Genomic DNA, 17,870 nt, shown 5'->3' with positions numbered 1-17,870 from the left:
AATATTGTTGGTTAATTCAATACTTTCCATAAACGTTGATAAATCAAGCTTTTTTTTAGTGTCTTTATTAAATGAACACACAATATCTTGTTAAAAATTAAATAAACATTGATTTTATTGATCTTTTTAACAATTTAGAAATTTAAATTATCTAAATAAACCAAGGTCTTTTAGGTCGTTAAATGTAGTGAAAAACATCAATGATAGCAACAAAAACAATCCGATTCGAAAAAAGCCTTCTTGTGTTTTTTGAGACAAAGGCCTCCCTAAAACCTTTTCAAATGCATAAAACATTAAGTGTCCACCATCTAACATTGGTATCGGAAACAGGTTAATTAAGCCTAAACTTATTGAAATATAAGCCATCATACTAATAAAAGCTAACACTCCAAAGGTTGCAACTTGCCCTGATATCTTTGCAATCCTTATAGGACCTCCAAGTTGGGAAGTATCTGCTTTACCCATGATCATTCCACCAATGTATTTTAATGAAGAAACGCTCACAAAATAGACTTCATTTGCTGCATGATACAATGCTTTAGTTGGTCCTAATTTAACATGATTAATTTTATCATTATAAGCACTTAATTTTATACCAACCATTCTTTTATTTATTTTGTTTCCTAAACCATCTTCACCTTCAACAATGTTTGGTTTTACTTTTAAAATTAATTCTTCATATGAACGCTTAACTTTGAAATCTATAAAGTCTGATGTGGACATTGTGATATACTTTGAGACTTCCATGATGCTTTTAACTTCATTGCCATCAATTTCTAAAATAATATCTTGGTTTTTTAATCCTCCAACCATTGCAGGGCTATCTTTTTGAACTTCGCTGATAACTGCTGGAGTAAAATCTTTTCCAACAAATGTATAAATACAAAAGAAGATTGCTAGAGCTAATAAAAAATTAGCCAAAGGACCACCAAATACAATTAAAACTCTTTGATATAATGGTTTTAAAATAAATAATTTATCTCTTTCTTCTTCATTATATTTTTCTAATATTTCTTCATGATCTGCTTGTGAATACACATTACGATCTCCAAAAAACTTAACATATCCACCTAGAGGAATTGCACATACTTTCCACCTAGTTCCATGTTTATCATTCCAACCAAATAATTCTTTTCCAAATCCTATAGAAAAATCAGTAACTCCTACACCATATTTTCTAGCAAAATAATAGTGTCCATATTCATGAATGAATACGACAACTAAAATAAGAATTAAAAATGGTATTATATAACTAAGCATACTATCATTTTAAATTAATATTTAATATTAACAACCTCTCAATAGCCAAAAATACCAATACTTTTAAAAGTATTTAGTTTTTTATATTAATTTTTTGCAAAGTTCTTTAAACCAAGAACCTCTAGTTTGTAATTATTATCAAACTTTGATATATGAGATTCAAACATTTCATTTTTTGGAACATCATAAAAGTTTTTTGCAAAGTTATACCAAGACAATGATTTTCTAAAAATACTAGACGGTTCGTTGTAGTGTTGCAAGTTATGCTCTTTAACACCTGTATGTTTTTTAGCAACACTTTGATCAACATTAGCTTCTATTGCAAACTTCTGAATATCAAGAATAGTCTTACCTTTAACGTTTAGTTTAGTAACGTCATATCCTTGGGTATGAATTATTGTTGAAGCAATACTAACAAACGCTACGGACTCATTGTTTCTGATCAACGAACCCCAGCCACCATGCGTACTTTTTGGCCTAGGATTCTTTTTAACTTCGGAAATGATACTGCCATCTTTCCTAGTAAATTGTAACGTAGCAATGAAAGTATTCAACCCAGCATTAAAGTATTTGTCATCTCCTTTTGCAACACCCCACAAGGTATAAAGCATAGAATACCAAGTTGTGTGGTGATCAAGTTCATCAATTGACCATTTAAGTTTACCTTTTCTATTACCAAACCTTCCTGCAGCAACACCAGTTTCACTAAACATCCACATAAGTTTTTCTACATATATTTCTGCTTTATTAAAGTCAGGATGGTTTCTGTGTTCTTTCTTTACAATACTATAAAGAATGATCGTACTAGGTAAAATCATTTTAAGCCTACTCATCGCAGCATCGTAGAAATCTGGTTCTGTTAAATCAAAGTAAATTTTACCGCTCTTATTTCTATGGTAGGAACCTGGAACATAATGAAAATAACTGAATGCCTCATTCTGACTGTATTCGTTTAAGAATTTAAGTGCCTTATTAGAAGCCTCAGAATAATTGCCATTCAAATAAGAAGTAATAATTCGTGCATGATTACGTAGAACTTTTTTATAGCTATTCCATTCAGCTTCACCAAATTCTGTATCTTCCATTTCAACCGGAATAGCGCCAGTTACGCTTTTAAAATGAAAAGGTTCAAGGTCTACTAAATCTTCTGCATTAACTAAATCACCAAATGTATTTTTCAAAGAATCTAAATAGCCATTTTCTTTAACAACAACATAATCAACTAGATCTGGATTGTCATATGGACATTTTTTATCGAGCCACGGACCATATACAAAAAGATCTTTTGGTTGCTCAACACTTTTCGTGCACAAGGTCATCTGTGCACCAAAGTAATCATCTGTGGGTAAAGCTGGAAGTGTGCCAGTTTCTAAATAATTTGAACCTGGAAGTTGGCAAAACTTTGAAATTTCATTTCCTGTAAAATTAATTTGATACTTTTTCTTAGTACCTTTACAATTTTTAACTGCATTATTGTTATCAAACAATTTACCTTTTTTAGCAGTAAAAGGTGCAATTGTGTATTCATTTGCAACCACAATATTTGAAGTAAAAATTGCTAAAATAATTGCAGTAACTATCTTTTTCATATCAGCTTTATTTTATATTTTTTATTATTTATTTTCTAAACTTATAATACAAAGAAAACAAAATAAGAACCACAAGGACAACTCCTACAAATATCCTTAAGTATTGATTAAAAAATATATCTATAAACTCAATCATTAAATATTAAACTTATCCTTAATTCTATAAAACCACACTGCTAATTTAAAATAAAATACTCTTAATTGTGGAAAAATAAATTTCTTAGGTAAACCTTTATAAATTTTTGAAATATCTAAGTCTTTACTATTCGATGAAAAAACTAACTTTGATAATTGTTTTCCAGTCCATGGTGCAGCACTAACCCCTACGCCGCTGTATCCAAATCCATAATAAATTTCTTCATTATCTATTTTACCAATTGAAGGCGTAAGTTTTTGAGATAAAGCAATTAAACCTCGCCAATTATAATCAATTGTAACATTTTTCCATTTAGGAAAAATATTTTTTAAAAATTTTTCCATATCATTAGCTCTATTTTGATTAGATTGATCACTTCCTTCAAAATCTCCTCTGGTTCCAAACAAAATTCGATTATCAGGTAACTTACGATAATAATATAAAAGATTTTTTGAATTAGCTATTGGAGCATAAGTATTAAAGTTATGTAAGCTAAGCTCTTCATTTGTAAGTGGTCTTGTTACAATAATATTTGAAATAACAGGTAATACTCTTCCATCCATTTCAGGAATTAATCCCTCTTGATAAAATCCATTAGTTGCAACAACTATTTTTTTTGTCTTTATTAATCCTTCATTAGTTCTTAAAAGATAAGAGCCATTTTCTTTTTCGATTTTTTCAACTTTGGTGTGCTCATATATTTTTAACTTTTTTGATAAAGCATGATTTGCAAGTCCGTTTACAAATTTTAATGGATTGATCGCAAATCCAGGTTTATATGAAAATGCACCAAATTGCTCAGCTCCACCATGACCTACTTCATCAAATTCCTCTTTTGAATAAACTTTAGTCTCTATACCAAATTCAGATTTATAAACTTCAGCTTGTTCTTTGATTTGATAAAATTTGTTTTTGTGATGAGCTACAACAAAGTTATTTTCACCTGTTACATCACAATCAATATTATAATTATCAATTAATTCTTTAGTATAATTAGCTCCTTCAACAGAATTTTTAAAAAATTTTCTAGTTTCCTCTGTTCCATAAACAGATTGCATTTTTTTATAAGACATTTTGCTTGGAGGAAGACAGCAAAATCCAGCATTACGAGAAGAAGCACCCCAACCTACTTTTCCAGCCTCAACCAAAACCACATCTAAATTATAGTTTTCAATTAAATTTATTGCACAAAGCAAACCAGTATAACCCCCACCTATGACTACTATTTCTGAACTAATATCTTTTTGAAGTTTATCTAAATTTAGATTTTCACTTGAAGTTGCTTCCCAGTAACTAGGAACGGGTTTATTGAACTGATAAATATCTGAATGATAAATATTACTCATTGGTTAAAGTTAGGTTAACATAACCCTTAATTATCTAAATAATAATTTACTTAAATTTATCTTCCCAGAATACAACTCTATCGTCTGTTTTTTCTATTAAGTACTTACAGAATATTCCGTATTTATCTAAAACTACTGAAAAGTTTTTAAAATCTTCACCCATCTCTTTTTTCATACTTTCAAAGGATGTTTTAACTCTATTTCTCATTGTATCTGTGTTCATACCTAATTGTTGACCAATCATAAAAACAGATTCTAATGATAAATCTGCTGATTTATTAAGCCCTGCTATAGTTTCATCATTAGCACTACCACTTTTTTTAAAACCTTCTTCAGACAATAAATAATAACTATAACAAGTCGTGAAATCTCCTTGTAGGTTATTAAATACAAAAGTTTGTTGATCATCAGCATTAGCACTTGTGCTTAAGATGCTAAGAATTATTGCAGATATAAATTTTTTCATTTTTTATTATTTTCTAAATTTTAATTGAAAGCATCCATATACCAACCAAAAATAAAGACAATGAGAAGATTTTGTTTAATATTTTTGAATATTTTTCATTTCTAAATTTTGCACCTAGCAAGTCACCAAATAATGTCCACAGAGTAAATGATACGCAGTTATTAACTGTAAAAATTGTACTGATTAAAATTATTCTTATTAAACTTTGAGAACCGTCTAAAAAGATTGTGAACATTAAAGAAATTATCACATAAGCTTTTGGGTTAAATACTAAAAGTATAACTCCATCAACAAAAGTACATTTTAAATTTTGATTATTATTTTCATATGTGCTTGCCTTGAAGAATTTATAGGCAAGATAGATTACATATAATGATCCAATTATCTGAATGTACTGATATTGATCATTAATAAATGAAAAAAATATATTAAAACCAAAACCTATAAGAAAAGTAACTATAATCGTTGCAAGATGATAACCAAAATTTGCTGATAAAGTTTTAGTAAAACCAAATCTAGCTCCATTAGCTGCAAAGAACATGTTTCCAGGTCCTGGGCTAAAAGCTAGAGGAAATAAAAAAATTATTAAAGCTACTATTTCAATTAGGGCCATATTTTAATAAGTGATTAAATTTATACTATTCTTTAATTTGGGCCTTTTTATTTTTTTTATACATTCTCATCCACTTTTCAAAGATCAAAATTGCATCATGCATATCTTTAGTTTTGTTAGGATGATTTTTTGCTCTTCCAAGCATAGTTGCAATAACATTTACTTGATACTTAATTGATCTTTTTTTGATAGCTTTAACTGTATAAAGCGCCTTTTCTTTATTCTTAAAACCTAATCCATGTAAAGTTGTCTCAGGTTTATAATCAGAAAATAATGAAAGATTTAAAGGTTTAAAACTTTTATCTTTTATCATTTTATTCATTGGCATTTTATCAACCAAGTTAAATATCTTTTTAAGATTTATTGTATCTAACTTAGCTTTTTCGGTTCCATCAAAGCCAATTAAACTGACACTAAAGTTTTTTGATTTGTCTAATCTTGTAACAAGTTTTATGAATCTTTTATGAAATTCTTTAATGTTTTTTTGATAAGCATCTTTTGAATTTTTATACTCTTGATTAGTGTAGTTTGGAGTATTCAAAACTAACAACCTACATTTCCATATATATTTTTTAAAATTCATTGGTATATTAAGTATTTTAGTTAATAGGATATATGAAGGAAAAAGAAATTAAATCTCATTTTAAGAAAAAAGCACTATCTAAACTTGCTTTATCAATAAGTTTTTTCTTGGTCCTTTTAACTTCAACTGGATACATATTTAATTCTAAAGCAGCAATTTTTCTGTTTTATATTTTTAGTTTTGCATTCATTTACAATCTACTAATCAATTTCTTATTAGAAAAATTTGACATATAGTAAGTTTTTAAAACTAATTAAAAAATAAATAAAAATATGCAAAGACTACACTTACATCTTGGAGTTAAAAACTTAAACGAAAGTATAAATTTTTACAAAAATTTATTTAAATCTGAGCCAACAAAAGTAAAAGAAGATTATGCTCAATGGATTTTGGAAGATCCTAAAGTTAATTTTGCAATATCTACTAGAGTAAAAACTTTAGGTGTAGATCATCTAGGAATTCAGGTTGATAAAGTTGAGAAACTAAACGATATACGAACTAATTTAGATAAAGCTGATATATCTACTTACTCTGATGGTGAGGTAACATGTTGTTATGCAAAATCAGAAAAATCTTGGGTTAATGATCCAAACGGTGTTGCTTGGGAAGCTTACCATACAATGGAAGATGCTGAGATTTATAATACAGATGGCGCAAGATCAGATACTGAGAAAAAAAGCTGTTGTTAATAAAATTAAATAATGAAAATAGGCTTTAGTGTAAAATTTAATAAAGCAAAATATCCTTCAAAGAAAAAATTAATTGGTAAATATTGTTTCTTAGAACCAGTTAACGCAAAAAAGCATGCTAAAGATTTGTATAAAAACTTTTCTTTAGACAAAAAAGGAATTGATTGGACTTATATGCCAACAGGACCCTATAAGACTTTTAGTTCTTTTAAGAAGTATTTAACTACTGAAAAGTTATCAGGTAATCCGTTTTTTTACTCAATTTATTCAAAAAGGCTTAAAACCTATTGTGGTTTAGCAAGTTATCTTAGAATTAAACCAGAAATCGGAACTATCGAAGTAGGTTGGATTACTTATGCAAAAAATCTTCAAAGAACAGTTGAGGCAACAGAGGCAATGTATCTTATGATGAAAAATGTTTTTGAGAATTTAGGTTACCGAAGATACGAGTGGAAATGTGATAGTTTAAATAAAAAATCGAATAAAGCTGCATTAAGATTAGGTTTTAAATTTGAAGGTATATTTAAACAAGCGACAATTTATAAAAAAAGAAATAGAGACACTTCCTGGTATGCAATCATTGATAAAGATTGGAAAAAGACAAAAAAAGGTTATTTGAAATATTTATCAAGCAAAAATTTAGATAATAATTTAAATCAAAAAAGAAGTCTTAAGGTAAATTAACCTCTATTACCAATGTTATTGGCGCGTATATGCAGTAATGGAATTGTCAGCCAATCAAAATTTGATGCATGACACGTCCAGGCATAAGCGTAAAAAAGCCTGTAAGGATTAAAGCAAAAAAATAAGTTGCGATCATTACTTGTTTATGACGTTTAATATTTCCTATACGTGCATAATAAACACCAACACCCAGTATAAAAATTGTCCACAAACTCAATAAATGTATAGGACTATAATCTCCCCACATTTTTGTTTCGTGTATGAAAAAAGAAGTTATCGCTACAATCAACATTAAACCTACCCATATACGACCTAACAATTTATGAATGGCTCCACCTTTTTTCATAGAAAGTTGTATGCCACCTAAAATTATAGCAATCATTGCCATTATAGCATGAAGTGGTATAGGGTGAGCTTCATTGAATAATAAAGTCATGCTCAAATTTTATCGAAATATATTTGTAATTTTTATCTTTCCGTTTCTTATTACTATATCTCATACTTATGCTGCAACTGTAATTGTGAAAGTCAATAATATTGAGAAAAAAGGTGAAATGCATTTAGCTATTTATGATGATGCAGAGGTATTTGAAAATGATGATGGCGAAAAAGGTGGTGCAGCAAAAGGCATTATTCAAGGTGTAATCGAAGATGTAGAAACTGGAAGTGTCACTTACACATTTGAATTGCCAGATGGTACTTATGCAATCGGTATTTTTGTTGATAAAAACTACAATAATAAAATGGATAGAAATTTGTTTGGTGTACCAAAAGAGCAATTTGGTTTTAGTAATAATGCTAAAGGTAACTTTGGACCGCCCTCATTTGAAGATGCTTCCTTTACTGTTTCAAATGATATGAAACTTGAGATTAATTTATAAATTTATGATTAAAGATATAAAATTAGTTGATTATGTAAAATGGATAGCAACCATCATTCAATTAATTGGTTATGGGATGACTGGTTTAAACATGACACCCTATAATGTTTATTTATTTTTTTTAGGAATTTTTCTTTGGTTTGCAGTTGGAGTTATGTGGAAAGATAAAGCAATAATGGTTGTTCACATAGGTGCTTTTATCTCATTGCTTGTTGGATATTTAAACGCGTAAGTGTTTTAAATCTCTAACACTATCTTTCCTATAAATTTTTTTGATAAAAATTCTTTTTGAGCATCTACAATTTTTTCAAGTGGGAAAGTTTTAGCAATCAAAGGTTTAATTTCATTGCTTTCAATATATTTAATTAAATTTTTAAAAATTTCTAAAGGTTGATAAGTGCAACCATAAAAAGTTAAATCTTTAAGATATAGAGTTCTTATATCTAAATTTACAATTGGACCTGCTATGGCTCCTGCGGTGACATATCTTCCGCCTGGCTTTAATATATCTAATAATTGTTTCCAATTACTACCAGCAACTAAATCAACGACTACATCAATTTTATTTATTCCTAATTTGTTAATTAAATCTTCATTCCTATCTGCCACATCATCTGCTCCGATTTTTTTAATATCTTCAAATTTAGATTTTGAACACTGTGCTATTACAAAAGCACCTCTTCTTTTTGCCAATTGAATTGCTGCAGAACCAACTCCTCCTGAGGCGCCTGTTATTAAAACTTTTTCTTTTTTTAAGTTAACTCTATGCAACATACCTTCTGCTGTTGAATAAGCACAAGGAATTGATGCAAGCTCCACATCTGACCAGTCAGAATTAATTTTAAAACTCTCGGAGGATCTCACTGCAACATATTCTGCAAACCCACCATCAATTTCAGAACCAATCACATACGATGAAATTTTTTGTAAATTATTTGGATCAGATTGCATCGACCTAACTATTACTCTTTCCCCTACTCTAGACTGATCAACGTCTTTACCCACAGAAATAATTTTTCCACAAATGTCTGCGCCTTGAATTCTTGGAAACTTTAGAGCATTACCTGACCAAGTGGCATCTTTATCATTAGAAGAAGCAAAACCCTTTTCACCACCATCATTTGTGTCAGTTGTAACTGACTTTGAGTACCATCCTATCCTAGTATTAATGTCTGTATTATTAATGCCTGCTGCAGATACTTTAATTAATACCTCATCATTTTTAGGTTCTGGTTTTGGTATATCTAAATTTAATACTAATTTTTCAAAACCTCCGTGACCGATTAAATGAATACCTTTCATAATTTTATACTTAATTAATTTCCTAACCTTTTTGAAACACCTTGTTCTTGTAGTCTGTTAAACTCATCATCGTTTAAGTTATACAATTCTTCTATTCTAAGGTTTTTGGTCTTAATTGTTGGCACATTTTTATTTTTCATCCCGAGATGTCTTGCATAAACTGCTTGTTTTTTACTAGTTTGATGAGGTTGAAAATCTTTAATGTCTTCAATGGTTACTTTATCTCCTTTAACAAGGTATCCTTTCTCAACTGCTTCATTAAAAACTTTAATTCCTTTTTTAGTTCTCATCACTGCAGCATTAAAACCTTCATCTTCTCCTTTAGGTGAACCCCCTCTCCAAGTATCAAGTGCTGCAATATCAGAGCTCTCTCCTATTGCATCGGGACAAATTTTACATCTAAATGGAACTTTCCAGTTACTTTCATCACCCCAAAAAGAATTATAATCTTTATCAAACTCTCTTTGATCTTTTGTTTTGATATACATTCTTCCAGGGTTACCAAATCCTCTGTATCTAAATTCTTCTAATTCTTCTTCTTTAACATTAAAGCTATCAATAAACTCTTGTGATTTTGTAAGTTCTTGAAAGCCTCCGCAAACAAGGGTGAATATATATTTACAATACTGATCCACTCTTTGATCTGATTTAGCAAGTAATCTAATAGCTCCTGCATCACAAGGTTTTCCAACAAAAGCGAAGGTTTGTTTTTTGTCTAAAGCTTTATGAAATTCACTTAAAGGTGAAGATGGACCGTATCTTGATCTACTTTCGCAGTTAATTAAGTCCTCTTTATTATAACTATATTTTACAATGTTTCGCATAGGGTTATCTTTGTCCCCTGCTGTATGCATAATAAAATCAACTTTCTTTTGTTCTAATAAATATAAAGACAAACCATTTAACAAACCACCTGTGGAACTTTGAAATCTTATCTTTGGATCAGTAGACCATGAATAATATAAATCAAAATAATTTCCCCAAACCAAATCTTTATTAGCTCCTTCATTTTCTTTATGATCTTCAGGTCCCTCAGCAATCACACCAGGACAAACTTTTTTAATTTCCTCTAAAGTTTCATTAGTAATTGGTGTTAATTCTTTAGGTTCTAAATTACCTTTGTTACTCATTTCCATCTCAATTGAGTTACCTACAATACTTTTGCAAAGTCCGCAGCCAATACAAAGGCCGTTCTTTACAATATCATCTAAAGAATTAATTTTTGTCATTACTCTTTATAAGATGGGTCTTTTGCATCACATCTTCTAAGTAATGCTGGCCACTCATTTAAACCTGGTGAAAATAAATCATATTGTTTTTGAGATAATTTCCACATCTCCTCCGTTGCTCTTTCAAGAGGTAATCCTGAACCTGTTGCTTGTACTGCAACTTCACACATTCTAATTGCATAATACATGTTCATAAAAGCTTCTCCAGCTGTTGCACCAACAGTAAGTAAACCATGGTTTTTCATGATCAAAACCTTATTATCTCCCATGTTTTCAGCAATTCTAACTCTCTCGTCTTTATTAATCGATAGCCCTTCCCACTCATGATAACCAACTTTTCCATAAAGCATTGAACTATCTTGAACCAAATGTGGAATACCATCTTTCAATGCAGTTGCAGCCAAAGCTGAAGGAGGATGTGCATGAAAGACAAATTTTGCATTTGGATGATTTAAATGAATAGCGCTATGAATTATAAAACCTGCAGTATTAGCTTTTTCAGGTCCTTCTAAAACTTTACCATGTTCATCTACTTTAATTAAGTTTGATGCTTTTACTTCTTCATACAACAAACCCATCTCATGCATAAAAAATGTATGATCTGTTCCAGGTGCTCTTGCAGTGATATGGTTCCATACCGTATCGTCCCAACCCATCATATTTGTTAATCTAAACATGGCAGCAAGATCTACTCTTACTTTCCAATCTGCTTCGCTTATATTATTCTTCATCGTCCCTCCTTTGAAAAAGTTAATTTATTATTTTGTTCTAAAAGTTTAATCACTTTTAAGTGATTAGAATTTGGTCCGTATTTTTTAATTGCTTTGTTATATATTTTTGAAGTTAGGTTCATTATTGGTAGTTTTAATTTTTGAAGTTTAATAATTTCATTAGCAAGATTTAGATCTTTCATTGATAAACCTAAAAAGAAAGATGGATCATAATCTCCATTAATCATGTTGGGTCCGTATCTTGTTGATGTATAACCACCACTTGCACTTTTATCGATGATCTCTAACATTGTTTTTGGTTTAATCCCTGACTTTACTCCAAGCATCAACGACTCTGAGAGTGATAAATAGTTTAAATAACAAAGGCTAACTTGTGCAATTTTAGCAGCATAACCAGCACCTGATTTATTTAAATAATAAATGTTTTTACCTAATATATTAAAGACAAACTTAAGTTTACTAACTGTCTTTTTATTACCACCAATAAATATTGATAAATCTCCTGATTGAGCCTTTAAATTTCCGCCTGATATTGTTGCATCAACAAATTGATTTATTTTTTTACTTAACTTTTGTTTTAAAAGATTAAAGCAATTTAAAGAATTGGTAGAACAATCAATCCAAATTTTATTTTTACCTAATTGATCAATGATTTTACCTTTACCAATTGATAATGCTTTGATTTGTTTTGGTCCAGGAACGCAGGTGATAATTACATCAGAAAACTTGATTAATTCATCTAATGAGCTTGTTGCTTTTGCTTTTTTGGATTTAAATTGTTTTAAAGATTTAAGACTTACATCGTAACCTAATAAATCTATTCTTTTGGATTTATGTAAGTTTAATGCCATTGGCATACCCATATTTCCTAAACCAATAAAACCTATTTTCATATCAATCCATTAACCCATCTACTTCAACATTATTACGCTCATAATGAATTGGAAGTGCTTTACCGTAAACTTGTTTAGAGTGTTCAGGTTTATTTACTCTGTAGCTATCTTTTACATATGTTGGTAATGCAATGTAACGAGAAGTATTTCCTTCAATTTTTGTTACTCTATGCATAGAAAATCTTCCTTTAAATATTTGAAGATCCCCTGGTTGAAGGTCTAATGATTTAACTTTATCTCTTGAACCTCGAAGAACCTTTGTTACTTCATCAAAGTTTTCATTTTCAGTGCTTCTTAAATCCGGTGAGTATTCAAACAATCCACCTTTTTCAGCTTTTTGAACTAAAATACTTAAAGTAAATTCATTTCCATCAAAGTGCCAAGGGAAGTAATGATCTTTATGCATGATACTGTATGGATTTTTACCTAAAGGATCTGACCATCTATAAAGAGGAAAAACTCCTAAACTATCTGAAATAAATTTTAACATTTCTTCAGACTCGTAAATTTTATTTAAATCAGATTGTTCTTCTAAATCATCTGAATTGATGTATCCGCTTTCTCTAAATGAAAATACTCTCTTTGGATGATCTTTAGATAAATTTTCATCATCTTTTGAAAAATAAGGATTGTGATGATCTTTGGTCCAATGAGTTTTAGGAAGATTTCTTTCAACTTCTTCCTTCATTCTTTTCAAAGACTCGCTAAGAACAAAGTTTGGCAGTACACAGCATCCGTCTTTATCAAGTAGCTCTCTATTTTTAGTAATTAAATCTTGGTACTCTTTTGATCCTGTCTGATCAATTGGGTAATCTTTTAAGTTAACAATGTTTTTTATTTCCATAATTCTCCTTTAATTAAAATTAATTTTTTAAAAAAAGAAGTGATTACAATTTCGTGGGCGTTGAAGAATTTATATGATTTTTACAGTCTACTTTTTGAAGTAATAAATTAAATAGATTAGATGATAACTTTGTACTCAGACCAACTCTAGCCAGTCTATGGCAGTGAGTAAAAAGATTAAGATTCATAATAAAATCGTATTATATTTTTGTCCTTAGGTAAAGATAATTTGATCTAACTATTTTTGATTAACAAAATAAAAATAATTAAATCTAAAAAGAATAACTGGTGTAAAATTTGATATTATTCTCATCCTTAAAAGAAGATTGATGAGTGTCATCTTCAAGATTTAAAGGGTGGTAAATATCAATCCCAGCTCTAAGAGATGAAAAAAATCTACTTTCATAATTAAAAGTTAAAGCACGTGTATTTTTATCTAAATCATTTTGAATAGAGACAAAATACTGAGTGTCCTCAATATCATTAAGTACAAGTCTAGCGCCTAAAAATAGATCGTTTTGATAACCGTGGTGAGATTTTGTGCTACGAGTATCGTAAGAATATTCAATTATATTTGCTAAATCCCAACTCTTTTCTATAATTCCATAATTGTTGTGCTCAATACCAAGGATCAAATTAGTATAATCCTCTATATTACCGTTATAATCATATTGGTTTTCACGATAAACCACTTCACTCTTATACAAAGTATCTCCTTTGGTAGCCTGAAGATCTAAACCTAATTGCGTAATTTCAGAATATTTTGGAATAAATTTGCCTGAATTTAAAACTAAAGCAGGATCTTTTGTATTTCCTTCATAAAATGAAAGTCCATAATCATATTCATTAATATAGCCTGACCAACGTAATGCCATTCCTATGTTATCTTTACTTGCTCCATCAGCATAAGTATGGGTGGTATCAATATCGAGTGATAGTTGAGGTCTTACTTTAAAAGTTGGGTATGTGTTGGTTACTGCTGGTAGTATAAAAAAATTTAATTCACTAGACTCGAAGTATCTTTTAACATTAACCATCGTTTGACCTTTTTTTTCACCTTGAGCCAAACCATTTGAAAAGTCTTTTGAATTAATGATATCTACGGGGTTATAAAATTCATTCTTGCCCCAAAAAATTATGTTATTCCCAACTAAATAACTTAAATCATTGTTAGCGTATTCTAAATAAGCTTCATTAAAATCAATATCTTGAGCTGCTTCAGGATCTGATATTGCTGAATTTATTTTTAATTTTCCAGATAAATTATTCTTTTCAAAAAAGAAGTTGTACTTGAGGGATGATGAATTCAGAGTATTTTTTCGATCATCACCTTCTACATCATCAAAAAATACAGATGAACTTACTTTTACTTCTCCGTACTGCTCAGTATATGTTTCTGCTAAGGAGCTAGCATTAAAAAGTGTAAATAAAATAATTAAAAATCTAATAATCATCTAGCCATTTTGGCTAACTTCTCAGGTTTAAAATCATTCAAAGATAAATTAGTTTGAAATTGATAATTTTCCCAAGCAATTACTGTCGATTTTCCTGTTTGAAGATTAGTCATTTCTAATGTGTCTGCTCTCCAAAATTTATCTAAATATTTTTGATAACCTTTAAAATGTAGTTCTTTTTCTAAATCACCTCTTCGATTATAAAACTTAACTGATTGATATAAAAATTCATCAGTATCAACATAAATTACTCTTTTAGAATAACCTGATTTTTTGTTTTTAGGAGTTGCTTCAATTAAATGACATGTAAGAGAAGTTTCAATTAAGCACGGTCCATCTTCGATCCAAGTAAAAGTATAATCTTCTGGTTCATCAGTTGATAAATCCTCATAAGAAAACTCTGAAGAAACAAATTTACCAGTACGATTAGAAGAAGAAATTCTTTTTACCCTTTTAAGAGCTGGAAGATATAACCATTGATCATCATCTTGAGGCTCTATTTTGGCATGAGTTAAAAGCGATGTGCCTTTTACATCTCTTGGCTCTGTAAAAACTATAATACTTTTATCTCCAAGTGTATCATCTAGTTCTTCAAAAATTAGGTTTTTAAATTTTCTAACACTTTCATTTCCAGACTTATCTTTTAAAACCATCTGTCCCTCTACAGTGCTGTCGATAAAACCATTGTCTAAGGCAATACTTTTTTCAATAATCTCTAACCCTTTTTCTTCATTAGTTTGAGCTGATAACGATGTACACCAAATGGTTAAGGTTATAACAATTGATATTAAATATTTCATATTGATGCTTTCCTTTTTTGTTTAAAATTATCAATCAAAATTAATATTGGTGGTAAAAGTAAATAATCGACAACTAAAGCAAAAACAACAGTGATTGCAGTAAGCTGAGCCATATCTTTATTTACTGTAAATCCTGATTGAGCCAAAACACAGAAACCTAAAAATAAACCGATTGTTGTTGTTGTTAGTGCCATCCCTACTTTTTGAAATGCTTCTCGAACACTATCCTCGGGTGACTTACCTTTTTCTCTAGCCTTAGCATATTTCAGCATAAAATGTACTGAGTCATCGACAACTATTCCTAATGTCATTGCAACTACAATAGAGACAGCTAAAGTTACGCTGCCTGTGTAGTATCCCCATAACCCAAACGCCATTGCAGCAGGTAACAAGTTAGGAATTAAACTCATTAGTCCATATTTAATATTTCTAATTACAATTAAGATAATAAATGAAATACCAATGAGGGCAAAACCTGTTCCTTTCAGCATAGCTGGTACATCTCTTGATGAAATTTGTGAAAATACTTGAGAAGGTCCAGTTGATTTTGTCATTAATTCAGGTGCATTGTCTTTAAACCATTCTTGAATTTGTTTATCTAAATTTAAAAATTCTTTAGTTGTAGCATTAGCAACATTTGCTGTTACACGAAGAGCAGATTTATTAACATTGATTTGATCAGTTAAATCTAACCCATAACCAAGTGATAATTCATAAAGAAACAGATATTGAGCTGCTTCGAGTTCAGTAGTTGGAATTTTATAAAACGATTGATTGTCGTTGTTAAAGTTTTGGTTCAATCTTTTTACGACATCTGTGTAAGACCTTACACTCGTTACCTTTGGTTGGTTTCTAATAAAATCAACAAGATCATCAACCTTTTGTAGGTATTCAGGATCATTTATTCCATTTTCAACTCCTGAATTAATAGAATACTCAAGTGCATTAAGACCTCCAAAATTCTCCTCATAATAATCAATTGATTGTCTTAATTCATATTTCTTATCAAAATATCTTAAAAAATCATCTTCCAATGAAATTTTAGTAATTCCATAAACTAGAACAACTACAAGTGCAGCTGTTGAAATCAAAAGAAAATTTTTCCATTTTATTACAAACTCTGCCAGTCCTGACATTCCTTTATCCATTGAGGCTTGCGAACTTATTTTTTTCATAGGTAACAAGCTGATCAGTGCGGGCAGCATTGTTAATGTGTAAAAAAGAGCTGCAATCACACCAACAAAGACGATATTTCCAAGTTGTCTAAAGGGAGGAGAAATAGAAAAATTCAAAGAAAGAAATCCTACAGCTGTTGTAAGACAAGCAACAGTAATTGCGGGACCATGATCAATAATTGCTGTTCTCACCCACTCGTTTCGATCTGAAGTAATAGTCATTGTCTGACGAACTGAAGATAAGATGTGAACTGTACTAGCCACAGTTAAAATCATCACCATAAGTGGAGCAACAACAGTTGCATTATTTATATTGGTTCCAGACCAACCTAGTGCACCTAAGGAAGATCCAGCACAAAGGATGATGATAATAAATATTAAACCAACCCCAAAAACACTTCTTAAAATTATTGCAACAGAGATAAGTATAACCACAACCATCAAAGGTGTAAGAGTAGCTGAGTCGTCTTGTCCTGACTCGCTGTATTGGTTGTTTAAAGGTACAAAACCAGCCAACCTAACTTTGATATTCGGGTTACTTGCCTCAAATTTCTCTTTTAGCTTTTCAGCCTCACCCATAACAAACGGTACTTCTACAATGGCATTCTTTCCAGGAAGTCTGAACAATACATTTACCTGAGAAATAGAGTTGTCATTGTTAATGAAAGTATTTTTAAGTTCAATTCGAGAGTTTGCTACTTCTTGAGCTTTTGCAACATCTTCAGGAGAAATATTATTTATGTCAGTAATTAAATCTTCTACAACAAGACTGTCTTCTTCAGCATAACTATTTTGATAATTAGTTAAAGAGTTTACAGTTCTTACATACGGAAGAAGCCAAGATTCTTCTGTTAATTGACCAATTGCTTTTAATGTTTCTGCAGTAAAAATATTTTTATCTTTTGGGGATATGATAAAAATAAGGTTGTCATCTTTTGAATACGCTGCTTCAAATTTATCTAAAGCAATCCGATCTGGATTATTTTTGTCAAAAAAAACTCTAGCGTCAGTATCGAAATTAAGATTTGGTGCTCCTGCCATAAGTCCTAGTGCAACCAAGAAACCAAAAACAATAACTGTTATTCTTCTCTTAAGAACAAAATCTGCTAAGGCTGGAAAAAAGCTCATATGTTTAATTAAATCACGCATATTACATTAATATTAAATAACTCAAGTTTTATTTCTTAAATATTGTT

Annotated in this window: 20 protein-coding genes; 5 read left to right on the top strand and 15 right to left on the bottom strand. The window is 30.0% G+C overall.

The window, feature by feature from the left end; translation table 11 throughout:
- Positions 1 to 147: 147 nt before the first annotated feature.
- The 6 genes from rseP to ACTTBE_RS00770 form a co-directional block, all read right to left on the bottom strand.
- The gene (rseP, locus tag ACTTBE_RS00795) at positions 148 to 1,260 is read right to left on the bottom strand and encodes an RIP metalloprotease RseP (protein WP_440676769.1); all 1,113 of its coding nucleotides are present in this window, start codon (positions 1,258 to 1,260) and stop codon (positions 148 to 150) included.
- A gap of 86 nt (positions 1,261 to 1,346) precedes the next feature.
- Positions 1,347 to 2,849 (bottom strand): hypothetical protein, encoded by a 1,503-nt coding sequence (locus ACTTBE_RS00790; RefSeq protein WP_440676768.1) that lies wholly within the window; start codon positions 2,847 to 2,849, stop codon positions 1,347 to 1,349.
- A gap of 135 nt (positions 2,850 to 2,984) precedes the next feature.
- Positions 2,985 to 4,331, bottom strand: a complete 1,347-nt coding sequence (locus tag ACTTBE_RS00785) for an NAD(P)/FAD-dependent oxidoreductase (RefSeq protein ID WP_440676767.1) — start codon at positions 4,329 to 4,331, stop codon at positions 2,985 to 2,987.
- Positions 4,332 to 4,377: 46 nt separating this feature from the next.
- Positions 4,378 to 4,797 (bottom strand): hypothetical protein, encoded by a 420-nt coding sequence (locus ACTTBE_RS00780; protein ID WP_440676766.1) that lies wholly within the window; start codon positions 4,795 to 4,797, stop codon positions 4,378 to 4,380.
- 13 nt (positions 4,798 to 4,810) lie between these two features.
- Complete coding sequence (locus tag ACTTBE_RS00775; RefSeq protein WP_440676765.1) at positions 4,811 to 5,410, bottom strand: LysE family translocator; 600 nt, start codon at positions 5,408 to 5,410, stop codon at positions 4,811 to 4,813.
- 25 nt (positions 5,411 to 5,435) lie between these two features.
- Entirely contained in the window at positions 5,436 to 5,993 is a 558-nt protein-coding gene (locus tag ACTTBE_RS00770; protein ID WP_440676764.1) for a DUF4174 domain-containing protein, read from the bottom strand.
- 32 nt (positions 5,994 to 6,025) lie between these two features.
- On the opposite strand from ACTTBE_RS00770, the gene ACTTBE_RS00765 reads away from it, so the two are divergent.
- From ACTTBE_RS00765 to ACTTBE_RS00755, 3 genes are read left to right on the top strand one after another with little or no spacing between them, the layout of a single operon-like run.
- Positions 6,026 to 6,229 (top strand): hypothetical protein, encoded by a 204-nt coding sequence (locus ACTTBE_RS00765; RefSeq protein ID WP_440654396.1) that lies wholly within the window; start codon positions 6,026 to 6,028, stop codon positions 6,227 to 6,229.
- 36 nt (positions 6,230 to 6,265) lie between these two features.
- Positions 6,266 to 6,682, top strand: coding sequence for an ArsI/CadI family heavy metal resistance metalloenzyme (locus ACTTBE_RS00760; protein WP_440672326.1), 417 nt, complete (start codon positions 6,266 to 6,268; stop codon positions 6,680 to 6,682).
- A gap of 12 nt (positions 6,683 to 6,694) precedes the next feature.
- Positions 6,695 to 7,366, top strand: coding sequence for a GNAT family N-acetyltransferase (locus ACTTBE_RS00755; RefSeq protein ID WP_440676763.1), 672 nt, complete (start codon positions 6,695 to 6,697; stop codon positions 7,364 to 7,366).
- Positions 7,367 to 7,412: 46 nt separating this feature from the next.
- On the opposite strand, the gene ACTTBE_RS00750 is transcribed toward ACTTBE_RS00755, so the two are convergent.
- Positions 7,413 to 7,802 carry a DUF2306 domain-containing protein gene (locus ACTTBE_RS00750; RefSeq protein ID WP_440676762.1) on the bottom strand — a complete coding sequence of 130 codons (390 nt, stop codon included), beginning with the start codon at positions 7,800 to 7,802 and terminating at the stop codon, positions 7,413 to 7,415.
- 85 nt (positions 7,803 to 7,887) lie between these two features.
- Here ACTTBE_RS00750 and ACTTBE_RS00745 point away from each other — a divergent pair, with 85 nt between their 5' ends.
- The gene (locus ACTTBE_RS00745) at positions 7,888 to 8,247 is read left to right on the top strand and encodes a DUF2141 domain-containing protein (protein ID WP_440676761.1); all 360 of its coding nucleotides are present in this window, start codon (positions 7,888 to 7,890) and stop codon (positions 8,245 to 8,247) included.
- A gap of 4 nt (positions 8,248 to 8,251) precedes the next feature.
- Positions 8,252 to 8,479, top strand: coding sequence for a DUF6552 family protein (locus ACTTBE_RS00740; RefSeq protein ID WP_440676760.1), 228 nt, complete (start codon positions 8,252 to 8,254; stop codon positions 8,477 to 8,479).
- A gap of 5 nt (positions 8,480 to 8,484) precedes the next feature.
- Here ACTTBE_RS00740 and ACTTBE_RS00735 read toward each other — a convergent pair whose 3' ends face one another.
- From ACTTBE_RS00735 to ACTTBE_RS00700, 8 genes are all read right to left on the bottom strand, one after another.
- Positions 8,485 to 9,549 (bottom strand): alcohol dehydrogenase family protein, encoded by a 1,065-nt coding sequence (locus ACTTBE_RS00735; RefSeq protein ID WP_440676759.1) that lies wholly within the window; start codon positions 9,547 to 9,549, stop codon positions 8,485 to 8,487.
- Positions 9,550 to 9,563: 14 nt separating this feature from the next.
- The gene (locus ACTTBE_RS00730; protein ID WP_440676758.1) at positions 9,564 to 10,778 is read right to left on the bottom strand and encodes a Coenzyme F420 hydrogenase/dehydrogenase, beta subunit C-terminal domain; all 1,215 of its coding nucleotides are present in this window, start codon (positions 10,776 to 10,778) and stop codon (positions 9,564 to 9,566) included.
- A complete protein-coding gene (locus ACTTBE_RS00725; RefSeq protein WP_440634018.1) occupies positions 10,778 to 11,509 on the bottom strand; it encodes a class II aldolase/adducin family protein in 732 nt (243 codons plus the stop codon). The genes ACTTBE_RS00730 and ACTTBE_RS00725 overlap by 1 nt, the downstream gene beginning before the upstream one ends.
- A complete protein-coding gene (locus ACTTBE_RS00720; RefSeq protein WP_440676757.1) occupies positions 11,506 to 12,402 on the bottom strand; it encodes an NAD(P)-dependent oxidoreductase in 897 nt (298 codons plus the stop codon). The genes ACTTBE_RS00725 and ACTTBE_RS00720 overlap by 4 nt, the downstream gene beginning before the upstream one ends.
- 1 nt (position 12,403) lies before the next feature.
- A complete protein-coding gene (locus ACTTBE_RS00715) occupies positions 12,404 to 13,246 on the bottom strand; it encodes a HalD/BesD family halogenase (protein WP_440676756.1) in 843 nt (280 codons plus the stop codon).
- 271 nt (positions 13,247 to 13,517) lie between these two features.
- On the bottom strand, positions 13,518 to 14,699 hold the full coding sequence (locus ACTTBE_RS00710; RefSeq protein ID WP_440676755.1) for a hypothetical protein: 1,182 nt from the start codon (positions 14,697 to 14,699) through the stop codon (positions 13,518 to 13,520).
- Positions 14,696 to 15,499: an outer membrane lipoprotein-sorting protein gene (locus tag ACTTBE_RS00705; RefSeq protein WP_440676754.1), complete on the bottom strand. Its 804-nt coding sequence runs from the start codon at positions 15,497 to 15,499 to the stop codon at positions 14,696 to 14,698. Before ACTTBE_RS00705 ends, ACTTBE_RS00710 begins: the two co-directional genes overlap by 4 nt.
- Entirely contained in the window at positions 15,496 to 17,823 is a 2,328-nt protein-coding gene (locus ACTTBE_RS00700) for an efflux RND transporter permease subunit (protein ID WP_440676753.1), read from the bottom strand. The genes ACTTBE_RS00705 and ACTTBE_RS00700 overlap by 4 nt, the downstream gene beginning before the upstream one ends.
- Between the last annotated feature and the right edge of the window lie 47 nt (positions 17,824 to 17,870).

The sequence above is a fragment of the Candidatus Pelagibacter sp. HIMB1587 genome, assembly GCF_052047775.1.
In the GTDB taxonomy this organism is placed as follows: domain Bacteria; phylum Pseudomonadota; class Alphaproteobacteria; order Pelagibacterales; family Pelagibacteraceae; genus Pelagibacter.
This window is presented reverse-complemented; position numbering and strand designations above follow the sequence as displayed.

Bases quoted from the DNA above. Each gene is read 5' to 3' on its own strand.
- rseP (WP_440676769.1), bottom strand. From the start codon at position 1,260: ATGCTTAGTTATATAATACCATTTTTAATTCTTATTTTAGTTGTCGTA.
- ACTTBE_RS00790 (WP_440676768.1), bottom strand. From the start codon at position 2,849: ATGAAAAAGATAGTTACTGCAATTATTTTAGCAATTTTTACTTCAAAT.
- ACTTBE_RS00785 (WP_440676767.1), bottom strand. From the start codon at position 4,331: ATGAGTAATATTTATCATTCAGATATTTATCAGTTCAATAAACCCGTT.
- ACTTBE_RS00780 (WP_440676766.1), bottom strand. From the start codon at position 4,797: ATGAAAAAATTTATATCTGCAATAATTCTTAGCATCTTAAGCACAAGT.
- ACTTBE_RS00775 (WP_440676765.1), bottom strand. From the start codon at position 5,410: ATGGCCCTAATTGAAATAGTAGCTTTAATAATTTTTTTATTTCCTCTA.
- ACTTBE_RS00770 (WP_440676764.1), bottom strand. From the start codon at position 5,993: ATGAATTTTAAAAAATATATATGGAAATGTAGGTTGTTAGTTTTGAAT.
- ACTTBE_RS00765 (WP_440654396.1), top strand. From the start codon at position 6,026: ATGAAGGAAAAAGAAATTAAATCTCATTTTAAGAAAAAAGCACTATCT.
- ACTTBE_RS00760 (WP_440672326.1), top strand. From the start codon at position 6,266: ATGCAAAGACTACACTTACATCTTGGAGTTAAAAACTTAAACGAAAGT.
- ACTTBE_RS00755 (WP_440676763.1), top strand. From the start codon at position 6,695: ATGAAAATAGGCTTTAGTGTAAAATTTAATAAAGCAAAATATCCTTCA.
- ACTTBE_RS00750 (WP_440676762.1), bottom strand. From the start codon at position 7,802: ATGACTTTATTATTCAATGAAGCTCACCCTATACCACTTCATGCTATA.
- ACTTBE_RS00740 (WP_440676760.1), top strand. From the start codon at position 8,252: ATGATTAAAGATATAAAATTAGTTGATTATGTAAAATGGATAGCAACC.
- ACTTBE_RS00735 (WP_440676759.1), bottom strand. From the start codon at position 9,549: ATGAAAGGTATTCATTTAATCGGTCACGGAGGTTTTGAAAAATTAGTA.
- ACTTBE_RS00730 (WP_440676758.1), bottom strand. From the start codon at position 10,778: ATGACAAAAATTAATTCTTTAGATGATATTGTAAAGAACGGCCTTTGT.
- ACTTBE_RS00725 (WP_440634018.1), bottom strand. From the start codon at position 11,509: ATGAAGAATAATATAAGCGAAGCAGATTGGAAAGTAAGAGTAGATCTT.
- ACTTBE_RS00720 (WP_440676757.1), bottom strand. From the start codon at position 12,402: ATGAAAATAGGTTTTATTGGTTTAGGAAATATGGGTATGCCAATGGCA.
- ACTTBE_RS00715 (WP_440676756.1), bottom strand. From the start codon at position 13,246: ATGGAAATAAAAAACATTGTTAACTTAAAAGATTACCCAATTGATCAG.
- ACTTBE_RS00710 (WP_440676755.1), bottom strand. From the start codon at position 14,699: ATGATTATTAGATTTTTAATTATTTTATTTACACTTTTTAATGCTAGC.
- ACTTBE_RS00705 (WP_440676754.1), bottom strand. From the start codon at position 15,499: ATGAAATATTTAATATCAATTGTTATAACCTTAACCATTTGGTGTACA.
- ACTTBE_RS00700 (WP_440676753.1), bottom strand. From the start codon at position 17,823: ATGCGTGATTTAATTAAACATATGAGCTTTTTTCCAGCCTTAGCAGAT.